Annotated in this window: 17 protein-coding genes; 11 read left to right on the forward strand and 6 right to left on the reverse strand. The window is 53.7% G+C overall.

The window, feature by feature from the left end; translation table 11 throughout:
- The first annotated feature begins 17 nt into the window (after positions 1-17).
- Entirely contained in the window at positions 18-1,406 is a 1,389-nt protein-coding gene (atpD, locus tag OGM59_01750) for a F0F1 ATP synthase subunit beta (GenBank protein ID UYI91221.1), read from the forward strand.
- 24 nt (positions 1,407-1,430) lie between these two features.
- Positions 1,431-1,853 carry an ATP synthase F1 subunit epsilon gene (gene atpC, locus OGM59_01755; protein ID UYI91222.1) on the forward strand — a complete coding sequence of 141 codons (423 nt, stop codon included), beginning with the start codon at positions 1,431-1,433 and terminating at the stop codon, positions 1,851-1,853.
- Positions 1,854-1,957: 104 nt separating this feature from the next.
- Here atpC and lepB (OGM59_01760) read toward each other — a convergent pair whose 3' ends face one another.
- From lepB (OGM59_01760) to OGM59_01775, 4 genes are read right to left on the reverse strand one after another with little or no spacing between them, the layout of a single operon-like run.
- On the reverse strand, positions 1,958-2,749 hold the full coding sequence (gene lepB, locus OGM59_01760; GenBank protein UYI91223.1) for a signal peptidase I: 792 nt from the start codon (positions 2,747-2,749) through the stop codon (positions 1,958-1,960).
- Positions 2,750-2,764: 15 nt separating this feature from the next.
- A complete protein-coding gene (gene lepB, locus OGM59_01765) occupies positions 2,765-3,322 on the reverse strand; it encodes a signal peptidase I (protein UYI91224.1) in 558 nt (185 codons plus the stop codon).
- 2 nt (positions 3,323-3,324) lie between these two features.
- Positions 3,325-5,679, reverse strand: a complete 2,355-nt coding sequence (locus tag OGM59_01770; GenBank protein UYI91225.1) for a hypothetical protein — start codon at positions 5,677-5,679, stop codon at positions 3,325-3,327.
- Positions 5,680-5,702: 23 nt separating this feature from the next.
- A complete protein-coding gene (locus OGM59_01775; GenBank protein UYI91226.1) occupies positions 5,703-5,948 on the reverse strand; it encodes a TIGR03905 family TSCPD domain-containing protein in 246 nt (81 codons plus the stop codon).
- A gap of 295 nt (positions 5,949-6,243) precedes the next feature.
- On the opposite strand from OGM59_01775, the gene iolG reads away from it, so the two are divergent.
- The 4 genes from iolG to OGM59_01795 all read left to right on the forward strand — a co-directional run bounded on the left by iolG (position 6,244) and on the right by OGM59_01795 (position 11,240).
- Positions 6,244-7,257, forward strand: coding sequence for an inositol 2-dehydrogenase (gene iolG, locus OGM59_01780; protein ID UYI91227.1), 1,014 nt, complete (start codon positions 6,244-6,246; stop codon positions 7,255-7,257).
- Between the two features lie 25 nt (positions 7,258-7,282).
- Positions 7,283-9,136 (forward strand): 3D-(3,5/4)-trihydroxycyclohexane-1,2-dione acylhydrolase (decyclizing), encoded by a 1,854-nt coding sequence (gene iolD, locus OGM59_01785; GenBank protein UYI91228.1) that lies wholly within the window; start codon positions 7,283-7,285, stop codon positions 9,134-9,136.
- 12 nt (positions 9,137-9,148) lie between these two features.
- A complete protein-coding gene (gene iolE, locus OGM59_01790; protein UYI91229.1) occupies positions 9,149-10,048 on the forward strand; it encodes a myo-inosose-2 dehydratase in 900 nt (299 codons plus the stop codon).
- A 148-nt stretch (positions 10,049-10,196) separates the two neighbouring features.
- On the forward strand, positions 10,197-11,240 hold the full coding sequence (locus OGM59_01795) for a fibronectin type III domain-containing protein (protein UYI91230.1): 1,044 nt from the start codon (positions 10,197-10,199) through the stop codon (positions 11,238-11,240).
- Between the two features lie 153 nt (positions 11,241-11,393).
- Here OGM59_01795 and OGM59_01800 read toward each other — a convergent pair whose 3' ends face one another.
- Positions 11,394-11,789 (reverse strand): metal-dependent transcriptional regulator, encoded by a 396-nt coding sequence (locus OGM59_01800; protein ID UYI91231.1) that lies wholly within the window; start codon positions 11,787-11,789, stop codon positions 11,394-11,396.
- A gap of 204 nt (positions 11,790-11,993) precedes the next feature.
- Between OGM59_01800 and OGM59_01805 the strand changes: the two genes are divergently transcribed.
- From OGM59_01805 to OGM59_01825, 5 genes are all read left to right on the forward strand, one after another.
- A complete protein-coding gene (locus OGM59_01805) occupies positions 11,994-12,206 on the forward strand; it encodes a ferrous iron transport protein A (protein UYI91232.1) in 213 nt (70 codons plus the stop codon).
- Between the two features lie 57 nt (positions 12,207-12,263).
- Entirely contained in the window at positions 12,264-12,485 is a 222-nt protein-coding gene (locus OGM59_01810; protein UYI91233.1) for a ferrous iron transport protein A, read from the forward strand.
- An 89-nt stretch (positions 12,486-12,574) separates the two neighbouring features.
- The gene (gene feoB / locus OGM59_01815; protein ID UYI91234.1) at positions 12,575-15,100 is read left to right on the forward strand and encodes a ferrous iron transport protein B; all 2,526 of its coding nucleotides are present in this window, start codon (positions 12,575-12,577) and stop codon (positions 15,098-15,100) included.
- A gap of 20 nt (positions 15,101-15,120) precedes the next feature.
- Positions 15,121-15,309, forward strand: coding sequence for a FeoB-associated Cys-rich membrane protein (locus tag OGM59_01820; protein UYI91235.1), 189 nt, complete (start codon positions 15,121-15,123; stop codon positions 15,307-15,309).
- A gap of 12 nt (positions 15,310-15,321) precedes the next feature.
- Entirely contained in the window at positions 15,322-15,570 is a 249-nt protein-coding gene (locus OGM59_01825; GenBank protein UYI91236.1) for a cation transporter, read from the forward strand.
- Positions 15,571-15,964: 394 nt separating this feature from the next.
- On the opposite strand, the gene ytvI is transcribed toward OGM59_01825, so the two are convergent.
- Positions 15,965-17,191, reverse strand: coding sequence for a sporulation integral membrane protein YtvI (gene ytvI / locus OGM59_01830; GenBank protein ID UYI91237.1), 1,227 nt, complete (start codon positions 17,189-17,191; stop codon positions 15,965-15,967).
- Positions 17,192-17,223: the final 32 nt, after the last annotated feature.

Consider the following 17,223-nt stretch of genomic DNA (forward strand, 5'->3'; position numbering starts at 1 on the left):
CAATCGGAGGCAATCCTATGAATAAGGGCAAAATCATTCAGATCATGGGCCCCGTTGTGGATGTGGCGTTCCCGGACGAACTGCCCGCCATTAAGGAGGCGCTGGAGGTGCAGCTGGACGGCAAGCGCCTGGTGATGGAAGTGAGCCAGCACATCGGCAACAACTGTGTGCGCTGCATTATGCTGGCAACATCTGACGGTCTGTGCAAGGATATGGAAGTGGTTGCCACCGGCAGCTCCATCTCCGTGCCTGTGGGCCAAAAGACTTTGGGCCGCCTGTTCAATGTGGTAGGCGATACCCTGGACGGTCTGGAGGACCTAAGCGGCGAGAAGCACTGGGGCATTCACCGGCAGCCCCCCAGCTTTGAGGACCAGTCCCCGAATGTGGAGATTTTGGAGACCGGTATCAAGGTTATCGACCTGTTGACCCCCTATCAAAAGGGCGGTAAGATCGGTCTGTTCGGCGGCGCCGGCGTAGGTAAAACGGTGCTGATCCAGGAGCTGATCACCAATGTAGCCACCCAGCACGGCGGTTACTCCATCTTTACCGGCGTAGGCGAGCGTTCCCGTGAGGGTAACGATCTGTGGAACGAAATGCGCGAGAGCGGCGTGCTGCAAAAGACAGCCCTGGTCTTTGGCCAGATGAACGAGCCGCCCGGCGCCCGTATGCGTGTGGCAGAAACCGGGCTGACCATGGCGGAGTACTTCCGTGATGTGGAGCACCAGGATGTGCTGCTGTTTATTGATAACATCTTTCGTTTTGTACAGGCAGGTTCCGAGGTTTCCTCTCTGCTGGGTCGTATGCCCTCCGCAGTAGGTTACCAGCCCACGCTGGCAACGGATGTTGGCGAGGTGCAGGAGCGTATCGCTTCCACCAAGAACGGGTCTATCACCTCCGTACAGGCTGTGTATGTGCCTGCGGATGACCTGACCGACCCGGCACCGGCCACCACCTTCGCCCATTTGGACGCCACTACCGTGCTGTCCAGAAAGATCGTGGAGCAGGGTATTTACCCGGCTGTGGACCCGCTGGAGTCCAGCTCTCGTATTCTGGAGGCCGATGTAGTGGGCGAGGAGCACTATGAGGTGGCTCGTAAGGTACAGGAGTACCTGCAAAAATACAAAGAGCTGCAAGATATTATTGCTATTCTGGGTATGGAGGAGCTGTCCGACGAGGATAAGGTCACTGTTTACCGTGCAAGAAAGATCCAGAAGTTCCTGTCCCAGCCTTTCCATGTGGCCGAGCAGTTCTCCGGTATTCCCGGTGTGTTTGTACCGCTGAAGGAGTCTATCCGCGGCTTTAAGGCCATCATCAACGGCGAGGTAGACGATGTGCCGGAGATGGCATTCTTCAATGTAGGCACCCTGGACGATGTGCTGGAAAAGGCCAAGAAAATGCAGAAGTGATCCTTGTAGCAAGGAGGTGCCCGTATGGGTGCAGACAATACATTCAAATTGAAAATTGTGGCGTCCAACCGTGTGTTCTATGACGGCCGGGCGCAGACCTTGGTGATCCCGGCTATCGACGGCGGTGAGGTGGGCTTCCTGGCCCAGCACGAGAACTGCGTAACCCCGGTGGAAGTGGGCGAAATGCGCATTAAGGATACCCAGGGCAAGATCATTCACGCCTTTGTTGGCAGCGGCTTTTTGGAGTTTGTTAACAATGAGGCCACCTTGGTGTGCGTGTCTGCGGAGTTGCCCAATGAGATCGACGCCCGCCGTGCTAAGGAAGCCAAGGAGCGAGCAGAGGAAGAAATGCGCCAGCACCACAGCCAAATGGAGTACCATCACTCCCAGGCCAACCTGGCTCGCGCCATGGAGCGCCTGCGTGTCGTCAAGCGCTATCCCAGATAATTTTTCCGAATATAAAAGCAAAGGACCTGTTCACACGAACAGGTCCTTTTTTTAGCTTTATGGTAAAGAATGGGGCGGGAGCAAGCTCCCGCCATGCGAATTGTCTATTTGATTTTATGGATGCTGGGGTAATAGCAAAAGACGACTTTGCCCACGATCTTCTTTTTCTTTACAAACTTGTGGTCCCAAAAGCGGGAGTCCTCGCTGTCGTTGCGGTTGTCACCCATCATAAAGTAGCTGTCCTCCGGCACCTTGTAGGGGCCATAATCGCCCACCGGGGTGCAGTAAGTGACAAAGTCATCGCGCAGCTGAATGGTTTTGCCGTTTGTTTGGGTCACATAGACGGTGCCGTCCTTTATCTCCACCGTTTCGCCTGGCAGTCCGATAATGCGCTTTACATAATTTTGGCGCTCATCGTCCGGGTATTTGAAGATCACCACATCGTACCGCTGGGGGTCGTTGGTGATATAGGCCAGCCGGCTGGCCACGATCCGGTCGCCGATCTCTATGGTGCTGAGCATGGAGCCGGAGGGCACTACCGCATTGGCAAACACAAGTGTTTTTAGCAGCAGGGCCAGGATCACGGCAATCACAATGGGCAGCATAAAGTCCACAATATCCTTGACCGGGTTCTTTTCCTCCGCCTTGTCCGCGGCAGCCTTGGCTTTGGTCTTGCGCCGGGACTTGCGCTTTTTCTCCGGGCGGGTGCGGCGCAGAGGCGGTGCATCTTCCTGTGCCGCAGCGGCTTCCATCTGCTCCAGCAGCTTGGTGGGGCTGATCTCTGCCGCCGTCTCTTCCGGGCGGCGGGTGTCAAACATCACATTGCCGCAGTTTAGACAGGTGAGCCAGTCGCCGTCTTTCATTACGGCATCGCTGCCGCATTTGGTGCACTTCATTGCATTCTTTCCTTATCAGTCAATGGTGGAGAACTTGGGATAGTAGCGGAACTCCACCTTGCCAACGATCTTATTCTTCTTGACAAATTTGTTTTGCCAAAAGCGGGAGTCCTCGCTGTGGTTGCGGTTGTCGCCCATCATAAAGTAGCTGTCTGCCGGTACGGTGTAGGGCCCGTAGTTGCCGGTTGGCGTCTCTTTGGTCACAAAGCTGTCGTCCAGCTGAACGGTCTTGCCATCCGTCTTGGTCACATAGACTACGCCGTTGACCACCTCCACCGTCTCGCCGGGCAGGCCCACAATGCGCTTTACATAATACTGCTTCTCATCGTCCGGGTACTTAAAAATGACAATATCGTACCGCTGGGGGTCGTCCTTTACATAGGCCAGGCGGCTGGCAATCACCCGGTCGCCCTCTTGAATGGTGTTCAGCATAGAGCCGGTGGGCACCACGGCATTGGCAATGACGCAATATTTTAACACCAGTGCCACCGCTACCGCAATGAGAATGGGCAGCAGAAAGTCTATGACCTCCCGCAGCTTGCTTTTTTGCTTTTTATTTTCTTCGTTTGCCATGGTTATTTACGCTTTCGTTTGAATTTGCGGGAACCGGACAGTACCGCCTTTAAGTCCATCAGCTCCTCAAAGGGGGTGGAGCCGTCAGCCACACTAAAGTCCGCTGCGCTGGAGGCTAGGTCGTCGGTGGCAATCTGTGGGGCTGCCTCCGGTGCGTACGCGCTGTCCACCAACTGCCGGTCCATAAAGAGTCTGACCATTTTGTTTTTGTACCGTACAAAGGTGATGTAGTGGGCACCGTCCTCAAGGGACGCTTGGATCTTACAGCCGCCGAACGTGCCGTGCAGGACGCCGTTTGCGATCCAAATTGCCGCGTCCTTGCCCCTGCAGATATTGGCGTCTGCGTTACTGCTCACCGTAAAGGATAAAGTGAAGTCGTTTGTATTCTCCGGTGCCAGGCAGCGGTTGTCCCGGTCGCCGAACTGGAAGATCTTCATTTCAAAGGGCGCCAGGGTGATCTGCATTTTATCCCCATAAGAGAACAGATCCAGGCTGTCCGCCCCGGTGGTGTTGTACACATTGTAGCACTTTACCGCCCGCAGATTCTCCGGGCAGCCCATCAGCTTGTTCAGGGTCAGGGTCAGATCTGTTTTTTCGTCTGTGGGATTGCGCAGGGCAATGATGCCTTCGCCCGCCTTTGTCCAGGCGGCATAGGCATAAATGTTGTTCTCTGCCGGGTCGCCGCCCAGCAGCATGGCGTTCTTTAAGATGTGATGGTTGGCCTTTTGCCAGCGGAGCATACGGGCGAGAATGCGCCACTTGGCGCTGTTCATCTTATTGTAGCTCAGGTACAGCTCGTTAAAGGCCTGGCCCCGACAAGCATTCCAAAACAGGAACTTTTCAAATTCTTCGTCGGTATACTCCACCTTAGCGGTGTTGCCGTAGATTGGTTCGTGATTGTAAATATTCTTGGCCGGGAATTGCAGTGCGCGGGTGCACATAAAGTCGTAGTACATGGAGTCCCGGTATGTGATCTCCGCGTCCACCTGAGCCTGCTGCTCCAGGTTCTTGGCAAAGCCGATGTCCATGGAGTTTTGCAGCCACACGCTGTTCACATATTGCAGCCACCAGGGAGAGGGGTTCACATAGCAGGTCATATTGATCCACAGGGGCTTGTTGTCCTTGGCTCTGCTCTCCCGCAGGCGGGTGAACAGGTCGATCCACCGCTGCCACATTTCCGTAACAAAATACATATCGTTCTCGCCGCCGGTGATGTGGTCATGCTTTGGGTTGGTGCAGGGCTTTAGGCAAAAGCCGTCCAGCTTCAGGTACTGAATGTCAAATTCCGTGCAGGTGTCCGTGAGAAATTTTTCCAGATTTTGCAGGTATTTCTCCGAGCCGACGCAAATGTCCATACTGTCACTGTTCAGGTAGCCGTTGCCGCCTTTTTCAATCTTTTTGGCAAAGCGTGGAGTGGCGGCCGTGTAGCCGCCGCGAGGACCCAGCCAAAGGCCAAAGGTGGAGCCCAGCTTGTGGCACTGGTCGGTGGCGTCCGTCAGCTTGTTGGGGAATTTTTTGTTAAAGCTCCAAAACGGTGCTTTGTAGTTGTTCCAGCCGTCGTCGATCACATAGGCGTCCAGTGGGGGCACGCCGTGATCGCTAAGCCCCTGCTCGATCTCATAAAAAGAGCGCTCAATATTGTCCGCGTCAATGTTCAGCATGTGGTCGTACCAGCTGTTGTACTGCACGCGGAAGTCGCTTTTGGTGCTGATGTATTCAATGTAGTCAAAGAACGCGCCCTGCACCTCTGCCATGGTGTTGCCGGTGGCGCCGCCCATGACAGTAGCAGGGCAGGTAAAGCGGCCGTGTACCGGGTGACCTACATAGTATTTGACTTGACCGATACCGTACTGAATACGGTTGTCCGTGGCCGGAAACTCACAGCCGAAGAACAGGCTGTCAATGTAAAAGGGCTGACCCAGGATCGCCATAGCGTCCGGGATCTGCATGCTGGTCTCCACGTCGTCCGGAATAGAGAAGTGGGTCTGTGAGTTGATCACACCGATGTGTTCCAGGGCAATGTAGTCGATCACCTTGTCCTCGGTGGCTTGGATAAATTGCAGTTGCTTTTTCAGCGTGTTGCCGTCCCGGCCCACCCAGTAGCGCATGGTCACGGTGATGCCCTCAAATTCTTCAAAGGTAAACACCAGCTTACCGTCCCGCTCGGCGGAGTCCGTCACCTTCAGTCCCTTGGAGGAGAACTCGGTGCCGTCCGTAAAGTGAAAGGTGAATTCCGTGCTGTTGCCGTCCGGCACCAGGTCCATACCGGAGCGGGTGTTGCGAATGCGGGAGGCGTACAGATACCCCTCGTTGACCTTAAATTCCCGTTGCAGGGCGTTGCTCTTCAATCTGAACATATACTTGCTCCTTTTGCAGGATTTTACAGAACTTCGTCAATGGCTTTTGCCAGCTGATCCGGGCAGGAGGTGCCCTTGCCGTTGCAGTTGATGCCACGCAGCTTTTGGATCACATCTTCTGCCGGCTGACCCTCTACCAGTGCGGCGATACCTTGCAGGTTGCCGTTGCAGCCACCAAGGAATTTTACATTGCGTACCTTGCCCGCCTCGTCCAAATCAAAGGTGATCTGCCGGGAGCAGGTACCGTGGGTATTATAAGTGTAGCTCATTTGGTTTCTCCTGTATTTTAAGATACTATATTACTTTATTATATCTGCACTCTCTATTATACATACTCTTGCTCGGGATTGCAATATAGGGTCTGTGACATTTCTGTAAATCCCGCCGGAGGCACAGGACAGTTTTGCCCCGAATGTCCAATAATCGGCACATTGCCTAAAAACATGCCCTTATCTTTGTCAGTTTTGTTCTATTGCATAAAAATCAGCCCTGTGTTAAACTAAAATTTGATATAGGGTACGCTCGTGCGGGCGCCCGGAATTGCTTTTAAGAGAGGTACTGTTTATGCAAAAACTGCGCGTTGGCATCATCGGCGCCGGTCGGATCGGCCAGGTGCACGCCAAATCCATTACTTACCACATTCCCCAGGCGGAGATCGTGGCCATTAGCGACCTGTTCCCGGAGAACGCCCAAAAGGTGGCGGACGACCTGGGTATTCCCAAAGCGGTGCAGGATTATCACGAAATTCTCAAGGATCCTACGGTGGATGCAGTGCTGATCTGCTCCTCTACCGATACCCACGCGGATATTGCTGTGGAGGCAGCCAAGGCCGGTAAGCATATCTTTTGCGAAAAGCCGGTGGATCTGACCGTTGCTAAGATCAAGGCAGTGGAAGCGGCTGTAAAAGAGGCGGGGGTAAAGCTGCAGATCGGCTTTAACCGCCGGTACGACCACAACTTTGCCGCCATTAAAGATTTGGCAAACGCCGGCAAGATTGGCCAGCTCCAGACCATTAAGATCACTTCACGCGACCCGGAGCCGCCCCCGGTTTCTTATGTAAAAGTCAGCGGCGGCATCTTCCTGGATATGACCGTCCATGACTTTGATATGGCTCGCTTTATCGGCGGCGAGGTGGAGGAAGTGTTCGTCAACGCTGCCGTGCTGGTAGACCCGGCCATCGGTGAAGCAGGCGATGTGGACACGGCGCTGGTCAGCCTGAAATTCAAGAACGGCGCCATTGGTGTCATTGACAACTGCCGTAAGGCCTCTTACGGCTACGACCAGCGGCTGGAGGTGTTTGGATCCAAGGCCCAGGCTTCCGCTGCCAACGACACCCCCACCCATGTGGCGTTTATTGATGAGAACGGCAAGGTGACGGATAAGCCGCTGTACTTCTTCCTAGAGCGGTATATGCAGTCCTTTACCGACGAGATGACCGAATTTATCGACTGTGTGCTCCACGATAAGCCCACCAAGACCACGGTGGAGGACGGCTTGCAGGCGCTGCGTATGGGTCTGGCTGCCAAAAAGTCGCTGGCCGAGCACCGCCCGGTAAAGCTCAGCGAGATCGAAGCATAATTTCAATCTAAAGGACTTTGAGTATATGAAGCGAGTTAGACTGACCATGTCCCAGGCACTAGTACAGTTCCTGGACAATCAATATATCGAATGTGACGGCGTAGAAAGCAAGTTCGTCAGCGGCATCTTTGGCATTTTTGGTCACGGGTGCGTGGTGGGCGTGGGCCAGGCGCTGGAGCAGGGGGGCCATAACCTGAAATTTTATCAGGGCAAGAATGAGCAGAATATGGCGCTGGCTGCTGTGGCTTATGCCAAGCAGATGGATCGCAAGGCTATTATTCCCTGCGTGTCCTCCATCGGCCCGGGCGCGACCAATATGGTTACCGCTTGCGGCTGCGCCACTGCCAACCGCATTCCGCTGTTGGTGCTGCCCGGCGACACCTTTGCCTGCCGCCAGCCGGACCCGGTGCTCCAGCAGGCCGAGTTTTTTGACAACTACGGTCGCACGGTAACAGATGCTTTTAAGGGCGTGTGCCATTATTTTGACCGGATCAATCGGCCGGAGCAGTTGATGACCGCCTGCCTAAATGCCATGCGGGTGCTGACAGACCCGGCGGATACCGGCGCCGTTTGTTTGGCCATGCCACAGGATGTGGAGGGCGAGGCCTACGACTATCCGGTGCACTTCCTGCAAAAGCGGGTGTGGCACCTGGATCGTCGCCCGGTGGCGGAGAGCCAGCTGCAGCGGGCAGTGGCTGCGATCAAGCAGGCCAAAAAGCCCATTCTGATTTGCGGCGGCGGTGTGCGTTACAGCGGGGCAGAGGTTGCCCTGCAAAAGTTGGCGGAGACCTATAATATTCCCATTGCGGAGACGCAGGCCGGGCGCAGTTTGGTGCCTTGGCAGCACCCGCTGAACCTGGGCGGTATCGGCGTCACCGGCGGCAAGGCTGCCAATGTGATCGGTCGGGATGCTGATCTGATCATCGGCGTGGGCACGCGGTTCTCCGATTTTACCACTTCTTCCAAGTGGCTGTTTAACCAGGACCGCAAGGTGCTGGGAATCAATATTTGTCCCTTTGACGCGTATAAAATGGATGCCGAGGCCATTGTGGCAGATGCGAAGATGACCTTAGAGGCTCTGCTGCCTGCTTTGGCCGGATACAAGACTGCCTATACCGGTGAGATTGCAGCCGCCAAGGCCGAGTGGGAAGCCATTGTAGACGATTACTATACCAAAGAGCTGCCCGGTGGGCTGAACCAAACTTTGGCTCTGGGCATTATCAACGAGTTTATGCCCAACGACGCCATTGCTCTTGGCTCTGCCGGTTCTCTGCCCGGGGATATGCAGCGTCTGTTCCGTCCCAAGGACCGCGGCACCTACCACATGGAGTACGGCTACTCCAATATGGGCTATGAGGTCAACGGCGCGCTGGGCGCTAAGCTGGCTTGCCCGGACAAAGAAGTGTACACCTTCTGCGGGGACGGCTCTTTCCTGATGGGTCACAGCGAGTTGTATACCGCTTTGCAAGAGGGATTGAAGATCAATGTGTGCCTGTTTGACAATATGGGTTGGGGCTGCATTGAGAATTTGCAAAACAACCAGGGCACCGATACCTTTGGCACCGTGTTCCGCGCCCGCAACCCTAAGACGGGTATGCTGGACGGGGCGGAGATCGCCGTGGACTTTGCCAAGATCGCAGAGGGCTACGGTGCAAAGGGCTACACCTGCCGCACCTCGGAGGAGCTGCGCGCCGCACTGGCAGACGCAGCTACCCAGGACCGGGCGTGCCTGTTTGATATTAAGGTGCTGCCCAAGACCATGACCCCCGGCTTTGAGAGCTGGTGGCGCGTGGGCGTGGCGGAGGTGTCGAAGAGCGAGACCGTGGCCGCCGCCTATGCGGATATGCAGGCGAATATCGCCAAGACTTTTGATTATTAAGGAGCACAGCCTATGCTAAACCCGGATAAAGTAAAATTGGCCATTGCCCCCATCGGCTGGACCAATGACGATATGCCCGACCTGGGCGCAGAAAATACCTTTGAGCAGTGCATCAGCGAGATGGCGCTGGCCGGTTTCACCGGCTCGGAGATCGGCAACAAGTATCCGTCCGATCCGGCGGTGCTCAAGCCGTATTTGGACATTCGCGGGCTGCAAATTTGCAACGCTTGGTTCTCATCTTACCTGACTTCCAAGCCTTATGAGGAGACCATCGCCGCCTTTAAGCAGCACTGCGACAAGCTGCACGCCTTGGGCGCCAAGGTGATCGGCGCTTCCGAGCAGGGCAATTCCATTCAAGGTTGCCTGGACAAATCCATTTTGGACGAAAAGCCGGTGTACACCGAAGAGCAGTGGCAGACGGTGGCGCGGGGATTTAACGAGATGGGCGCTTACGCCCGGTCCAAGGGCATGTACTTTACCGTGCACCACCATATGGGTACCGGCGTGCAGACGGCGGAGGAGATCGACCGCTTGATGGAATTGACGGATCCGGAACTGGTGTTCCTGCTGTTTGACAGCGGTCACCTGACCTTTGCCGGGATTGACCCGGTACCGGTACTGGAGAAGTACGCCCATCGGGTCAAGCATGTGCACCTGAAGGATGTGCGCCTGGATGTGTACAATAACCGGGTGGTGCCGGAGCACATGAGCTTTTTGGATGCCGTGCGTGCCGGTGTGTTTACCGTGCCCGGCGACGGCGATGTGGACTTTAAGCCCATCTTTGATATTTTGGACCGTACCGGCTACGAGGGCTGGGTGGTGGTCGAGGCCGAGCAGGACCCGGCCAAGGCCAATCCCTTTGCCTACGCGGTCAAGGCCCGCAAGTACATTAAAGAGGTCGCCGGTCTGTAAAAAAACGACAATGGGGGAGTGGTTCATCGCCACCCCCCTCTATTTTTGTCTATTATCTTATGCCGTTGTGGATTTTATTGCGTTTCGCAGTGGAATTTGATATAGTTAAGTTAAAGTTAGGAAAAGAATTTTGAAAGGAGTTCTTCTTATGAAAAAGATTTTATCCACCACCTTGGCGCTGCTGTTGGTGCTTACCACCGTATGCAGCGTCAGTCTGTCCGCCCAGGCGGCTACGGCTACCGACCGAGTTTATGAGTTGCATTATGGCGACAAGTTGACTGTGACTTTTCAGCCCGGCGAAGATCATCGGCTGATGTTCGCAACCATGACCGCTACGGAGACAAAATTCTATGAATTCCGTATGACCAACTGCGTTGACGGTGGAATTTTGATTGCAGACAATCCGAATTATAAAAACAGCTATGAGCAGGACAAGGAGAGCGGTACGGCTGTATTGGGCGCATATATGGAAAAAGGCAAGACCTACTATTTGGCCTTTATGAGCTGCCCGGTCAAGGATACGGACTGCGTGATCACCGTGAAGGATCATACCCATAGCTATAAGTATTACCTGAAAAAGGCCACGACGAAGGCCAACGGTTATGAGGCAACCGGCTGCATTGCTTGCGGCTACTTAAAAGCCGGTACCAAGGAGACCGTTCTTTATGCGGCAAAGAGCATGACCTTGTCTGCTACCTCTTATACCTATGACGGAAAGGTGAAAAAGCCTACGGTAACAGTAAAAGACAGCAAAGGCAAGAAAATCAGTGCATCGAATTACGACATTTCTTATTCCGGCGGTTGTAAGAATGTGGGGCAGTACACAGTGACCGTGAAGTTTAAGAACCGATACAGCGGCTCTATGCGCAAGACCTTTACCATCAAGCCCAAGGGCACCAGCGTGTCTAAAGTGACCGCTGCTAAAAAAGGCTTTAAGGTCACTTGGAAAAAGCAGGCTACCCAAACCACCGGGTATGAGGTACAGTACAGCACAGCCTCTAACTTCAAAAAGGGCAATAAGACCGTGACAGTAAGCAAAAATAAGACCACTTCCAAGTCTGTCAGCAAGCTGTCCGCCAAGAAAAAGTATTATGTGCGGGTACGCACCTACAAGACCGTGAAAGTGAACGGCAAAAATGTAAAACTTTATTCCGGGTGGAGCAAGGCGAAGAGCGTGACCACCAAGAAATAAGTTTTGTTTCGGTTTTTCAATACCCGTAGGGGCGGCAACCTGCCGCCCACGGGCTGATGAGCGCATCGGCCCCTACCGGTTCTTTTCTGCATTACAAACAAAAAGGCACCCCATCTCATTAGGAGATGGGGTGCCTTTCCTATTCTTATTGCATTATTCTCGGTTGGCGTCAAAATCTAATTCTGTATGCGTGGCGCAGGCGCGCTTGAGCGCATCAAAACTCTCGGCGCTGATTACATGCTCAATGCGGCAGGCGTCCTCCACAGCGGTTTTTGGGTCTACCCCCAGGCCGGTAAGCCAGCGGGAAAGAAAGGTGTGGCGCTCATACATACGCTGGGCAATCTCCTCCCCTGGGGGCAGCAGCGTGATGTGCCCATTGTCGTCCATCTCAATATAGCCGTTCTCCCGCAGGTTCTTCATGGCAATGCTCACGCTGGGTTTGGAAAAATCCAACTCATTGGCAATATCGATGGAACGCACGTCCGTGCCCCGCTGGCTGAGCATTAAAATCGTCTCTAAATAGTTCTCTGCGGATTCTTGAATTTTCATAAAATCACCGTTATTTTTTGTGTAATTTGTTTAGACTAATTGAACATATTATACAACAATCTGTGCAAATCTGCAAGAGTGGATTTCGCTTTCCAAAAAATAGGCGGAAAGGCTTGACAAATGAGTTAGCCAGTGCTAACATATAGACGGTTAGAAAGAGCTAACCCCGGCAGCTTGCCGGGGAGAAAAAGAGGATTTAGTATTATGATGCCTTTAACTTTAGCAGATACCGGCGCGACCTACACCATCTTAAAGGTAGGCGGCAAGCCGGAGGTTCGTGCCCATCTGAACGACCTGGGCTTTGTGGCCGGGGGCGATGTGCAGGTGATCACGGATATGATGGGCAACCTGATCGTCAATGTGAAGGAGACCCGTGTGGCCATCAGCAAAGAAATGGCCGCCAAGATCATGGTATAAGGAGCAGAGCCATCTGCTTTGTGTATAATTTTTCGTATAGGTGAGGAGGAAACAGCAATGAAAACACTCAGAGATGTTCCGGTAGGCGGCAACGCCAAAGTGGTTAAACTCCACGGCGAGGGCGCAGTGAAGCGCCGCATCATGGATATGGGCGTCACCAAAGGCGTGGATGTGCATGTGCGCAAAGTCGCTCCCCTGGGCGATCCCATTGAGGTAAGTGTGCGCGGCTACGAGCTCTCCATTCGCAAGGCGGATGCAGAGATGATTGAGGTGGAATAAGAGGGCGGAGGCTCTTTTATTTCGCCCAATGCGTTAGTCGACACTAATTAGTTATAACTAATTGTTAAGCACAGAAAGGAATGTGACCGATGAAAATAACAATCGCACTTGCCGGTAACCCGAACTGCGGCAAGACCACACTGTTTAATGCGCTGACCGGTTCCAACCAGTTCGTAGGTAACTGGCCCGGCGTAACGGTGGAGAAAAAAGAAGGCAAATTGAAGAAGCACAACGATGTTGTGATTACCGACCTGCCGGGTATTTATTCCCTGTCTCCGTACACCTTGGAGGAAGTGGTTGCCCGTGACTACCTGATCGGTGAGCGCCCCAATGCCATTTTGAACATCATCGATGGTACCAACTTGGAGCGTAACCTGTACCTGACCACCCAACTGGTGGAACTTGGTATCCCGGTGGTGGTTGCCATCAACATGATGGATGTGGTCAAGAAGAACGGCGACAAAATCAACACCCAGGAGCTGTCTCGAGAGCTGGGCTGCCCGGTGGTGGAGATCTCCGCGCTGAAAGGCACCGGCATTCAAGAGGCTGCCGAAGCTGCGGTACAGGCTGCGCAGAACGGCCACACCGTTCCCCAGCACACCTTTACCGGCGTGGTAGAGCACGCGCTGGCCCATATTGAAGAGGCTGCCGTACATAACTTGCCGGAGGAGCAGCAGCGCTGGTACGCCATCAAGATCTTTGAGCGGGACGACAAGGTGCTGGCTAAGATGAATTTGGACGCCCAGGTGGCTGCTCATATTGAAGAGGACATTAAGGCTGCCGAGGAGGAACTGGACGACGATGCGGAGAGCATCATCACTAATGAGCGTTATGTGTATATCGCCTCTATCATCAAAGGCTGCTACAAGAAAAAGCAGGCCGGTAAGCTGTCCACCTCCGATAAGATCGATAAGATTGTGACGAACCGTTGGCTGGGCTTGCCCATCTTTGCAGTGGTCATGTTCCTGGTGTATTATATCTCCATGGTCACCGTGGGCTCCTCCGCAACGGATTGGGCCAACGACGGCGTGTTTGGCGACGGCTGGCACCTGCTTTGGATCGGCACCAGCCAGGCTGCGGATGCTGAGAAGACCTATGGCGACACAGACGATATTCTGGCCGGCTTTATTGACGCCTACGGCACAGAAGATATGGCAAACGCCATTGATACGGAGAACGAGAATTACAATGACGCCAATGCAAAGGCCGCTTTGGATCAGCTGGTTGCCGCTACCCCTGCGGATGCAAGCGTGACCTACACCACCGAGGATGAGGAAACGCTGGAGAAAACGGACCACACCGGCACCAAGAAGGCTGCCCTGGAAGAGGCCGTTGCCAACTATGAGAACACCGATTATAAAGAGGGCTATGGTGCGCCGGACGCTTCCGAGTACGGCGTTTGGGTGCCCGGTATCCCGGTTCTGCTGGGTAACCTGCTGGAGAAGGCCAATTCTCCCGAATGGCTGTCCGGTTTGCTGCTGGACGGTATTGTCGCCGGTGTTGGCGCCGTGCTGGGCTTTGTACCGCAAATGCTGGTGCTGTTCTTCTTGCTGGCGATCCTGGAAGGCTGCGGTTATATGAGCCGTATCGCTTTCGTACTGGACCGTATCTTCCGGAAGTTCGGTTTGTCCGGTAAGTCCTTTATCCCCATGCTGATCGGTACCGGTTGCGGTATCCCCGGCGTTATGGCGTCCCGTACCATTGAGAATGAGCGCGATCGCCGTATGACCATTATGACCACCACCTTTATCCCCTGCGGTGCAAAGGTGCCTTTTATCGCCATGATCGCAGGCGCCATCTTCGGCGGCTCTGCTATCGTATCCACCTCCGCTTACTTCATTGGTATGGCCGCCATTATTATGTCCGGTATTATGCTGAAGAAAACCAAAATGTTCTCCGGCGATCCGGCGCCCTTCGTTATGGAGCTGCCGGCTTACCATGTGCCCACCTTGGGCAATGTGCTTCGCTCCACTTGGGAGCGCGGCTGGTCCTTCATCAAGAAGGCCGGTACCATCATCACCCTGTCCACCATCTTTGTATGGTTCACCTCTTACTTCGGTGTGGTTGACGGCCAGTTTCGTATGCTGTCTGAGGAAGAGATTAACTTCTCCATCCTGGCTGCCATCGGCGGCGCCATCAAGTGGATCTTTGCTCCCCTTGGCTGGGGCAATTGGCAGGCCGTTGTAGCCTCCATTACCGGCCTGGTGGCAAAGGAGAACATCGTAGGCACTTTGGGTATCCTGTACGGTGGCGGCGGTGCCGATGTGTACACTGCCATTGCTGACGCATTCAACGGCGTTCAAGGTTATTCCTTCCTGATCTTCAACCTGCTGTGCGCACCTTGCTTTGCAGCCATCGGTGCCATCCGCAGAGAGATGAACAATGCCAAGTGGACTTGGTTTGCCATCGGTTACCAGTGCGGTTTTGCTTATGTGATTGCTCTGATTGTAAACCAGATCGGCGCTATGTTCATGGGCAACGGCAACATTTTCGGCCTGATCGTTGCGATCCTGCTGATTGCCGCTATCGTGTATATGCTGTTCCGTAAGAACAAGTATGACAATAACACCTTGACCGTGACCGCAAAGAAAGCGAAGAGCAAGGCAACCAAATAATAAAACAAGAAGGTGTGTTTATGCTTGCCTTTCTGAAAGCGAATTATTTAACCATTCTGATCATTCTTGTGCTGGTGGCTATCGTAGTGGGGATCATCTGCTCCATTGTGAAAGACAAAAAAGCCGGGCGCAACACCTGCGGCGCCAACTGCGCCCATTGCGCCAACGCCGGCTGCTGCCACCAGCAGCCTAAGAAGAAAAAGAGATAGGAGGTATGCTTTATGACAAGAACCGTTGTTGGCATTGACGGCATGGCTTGCAGTATGTGCGAAAACCATGTAAACGATACCGTGCGCCGCAACTTTCATGTAAAGAGCGTAAAGGCCTCCCATAAAAAGAAACAGGCTGAGATCATTTCGGCAGAGCCTTTAGATGAGGCGGCCCTGCGTAAGGCCATCGGCGACACCGGCTACATGGTGACGGATGTGCACACGGAGCCGTACAAGAAAAAGGGCCTGTTTGGTCACTAAGCCTCCCTACACAAATAAATCCCCTGTGGATTTTGTTTGACCCGCAGTGGGAGCCTACAATACACAGTAGGCGGGCAAAACCCCGCCTGCACGGATAACACCCCTCCCTGTACTTTCTCCTTCCGGCTCCCTGCGGTAACGCTCTTTTCCGTGCCCTTTGGGCGCAAAAGAGTCTTCTCCTTTCTCGGCAGACTGGCCATTGTCTGCCACCCGCACTCTAACCGAGCGCGGTCCAAGCGGCGCAGTTTCTGCGCCGCTTGTTTTATGTGCCTTTTCTTATTATGGCAAAGGAGGCAGCTGTGCGGCAAAAGACAGCAAAGCAGTTGCTCAATGCCATAAAGAAAAACCGACGGTGCCCCTTATGGACGCCGTCGGTTTTTGTTCCTATTGCAAATTATTTCTTTTTCTTAAAGGGATTGGACAATGGCTTTTTCGGCTGGTCAGCGGCACGCAGCGTCGCTTCTGCTGCGGCCCGTTCCCGTGCCGGCGGGTTGTACAGATGAATACGCCCGGTGTCATTAAAGGCCTTAACGGTCATCACCGCCAACGGTACTAAGAACATACCGATAAATCCAAAGATCTTCAGACCAAAGTACAGACCCATTAGGGTTACCAGCGGGTTGACTCCCAAGGTCTGACCCACGATCTTTGGCTCAATGTACTGGCGGATCACGGTGATCACCACATAAAGCACCAGCAGACCGATGCCCTGCTTGGTGTTGCCGAGCAGCAGGCTAATCAGTGCCCATGGAATGAGAATGCCGCCGGAGCCTGCCACCGGCAAAATGTCAAAGATGGCAATGCCTATGGCAATGACCACCGCATAGGCATTGTGCATAACGCCTATGGTGTTCATAACGGTAAAGCCCAAAAACAGCTCGCAGAAGGTAATAAACATGATCAGCGCGTAGGCCCGCAGCATCTTGACAATGGTCTTGGAGAACAGCTGCTTGGTCTCGCTCAGCAGGTTTTTATGCTTTGCCGGCAGCTGCAACTTGATAAAGTGTACCACCTTATCATAGTCCTTGGTAAACAGGATCCAGGCGATAATGCCGATGACGACGGCCAAAAGGGCAGAGGGTAGGCTCTTGACCACATTGACCACGCCGCTGACGCCGTTGGAGATCCCGGATTTGACTGTTTCCAAATCCAGTCCGATCTTGCTCAAATCAAAATCCTGAATCAGGTTGTTAAAGAAATCCGTAACCGAGGTGGAGACAGAGGCGTAAATGCCATCCGGCAAAAACTGCAAAAAGTGAAGCACATTCTTTTGCAGGGTGGTCAAAAAGCCGGGCAGATCGTTCATTTGGTCTCCCACATAGGAGATGAAACTGCCGATCTCCTGAAACAGCTTTTGAATCAGCAGACCCACCGGAACCAGGATAATGAGAATGGTAAGGAGAACCAAAAGCACGCTCCACAGGCCGTGGCACTTGTGGTGTGTCTTTTTGTCCAGCCAGCGCAGGGGGCGCTGATTGATTACCGCAAAAAGAAAGGTGAGCAAAAAGGGAGCCGCCACCCAAAAGCAGTAGCGGAAAAACAGAAACAGCAGTCCGAAGATCACTGCTGCATAGGCCAGATTGATCAGCGCGTCGCGTCGCTTTGCTACTTTTTCGTTCATAGAGCCGTCCTTATATATTATTATAAAACAAT

Source organism: Oscillospiraceae bacterium, assembly GCA_025757685.1.
GTDB lineage: Bacteria > Bacillota > Clostridia > Oscillospirales > Acutalibacteraceae > CAG-217.

Excerpts from the sequence above, each read along its gene's own strand:
- OGM59_01805 (UYI91232.1), top strand. The coding sequence starts at position 11,994 with ATGATGCCTTTAACTTTAGCAGATACCGGCGCGACCTACACCATCTTA.
- ytvI (UYI91237.1), bottom strand. The coding sequence starts at position 17,191 with ATGAACGAAAAAGTAGCAAAGCGACGCGACGCGCTGATCAATCTGGCC.
- iolD (UYI91228.1), top strand. The coding sequence starts at position 7,283 with ATGAAGCGAGTTAGACTGACCATGTCCCAGGCACTAGTACAGTTCCTG.
- OGM59_01800 (UYI91231.1), bottom strand. The coding sequence starts at position 11,789 with ATGAAAATTCAAGAATCCGCAGAGAACTATTTAGAGACGATTTTAATG.
- lepB (UYI91223.1), bottom strand. The coding sequence starts at position 2,749 with ATGAAGTGCACCAAATGCGGCAGCGATGCCGTAATGAAAGACGGCGAC.
- OGM59_01795 (UYI91230.1), top strand. The coding sequence starts at position 10,197 with ATGAAAAAGATTTTATCCACCACCTTGGCGCTGCTGTTGGTGCTTACC.
- atpC (UYI91222.1), top strand. The coding sequence starts at position 1,431 with ATGGGTGCAGACAATACATTCAAATTGAAAATTGTGGCGTCCAACCGT.
- OGM59_01810 (UYI91233.1), top strand. The coding sequence starts at position 12,264 with ATGAAAACACTCAGAGATGTTCCGGTAGGCGGCAACGCCAAAGTGGTT.
- OGM59_01825 (UYI91236.1), top strand. The coding sequence starts at position 15,322 with ATGACAAGAACCGTTGTTGGCATTGACGGCATGGCTTGCAGTATGTGC.
- feoB (UYI91234.1), top strand. The coding sequence starts at position 12,575 with ATGAAAATAACAATCGCACTTGCCGGTAACCCGAACTGCGGCAAGACC.
- iolE (UYI91229.1), top strand. The coding sequence starts at position 9,149 with ATGCTAAACCCGGATAAAGTAAAATTGGCCATTGCCCCCATCGGCTGG.
- atpD (UYI91221.1), top strand. The coding sequence starts at position 18 with ATGAATAAGGGCAAAATCATTCAGATCATGGGCCCCGTTGTGGATGTG.
- OGM59_01820 (UYI91235.1), top strand. The coding sequence starts at position 15,121 with ATGCTTGCCTTTCTGAAAGCGAATTATTTAACCATTCTGATCATTCTT.
- iolG (UYI91227.1), top strand. The coding sequence starts at position 6,244 with ATGCAAAAACTGCGCGTTGGCATCATCGGCGCCGGTCGGATCGGCCAG.
- OGM59_01775 (UYI91226.1), bottom strand. The coding sequence starts at position 5,948 with ATGAGCTACACTTATAATACCCACGGTACCTGCTCCCGGCAGATCACC.
- lepB (UYI91224.1), bottom strand. The coding sequence starts at position 3,322 with ATGGCAAACGAAGAAAATAAAAAGCAAAAAAGCAAGCTGCGGGAGGTC.
- OGM59_01770 (UYI91225.1), bottom strand. The coding sequence starts at position 5,679 with ATGTTCAGATTGAAGAGCAACGCCCTGCAACGGGAATTTAAGGTCAAC.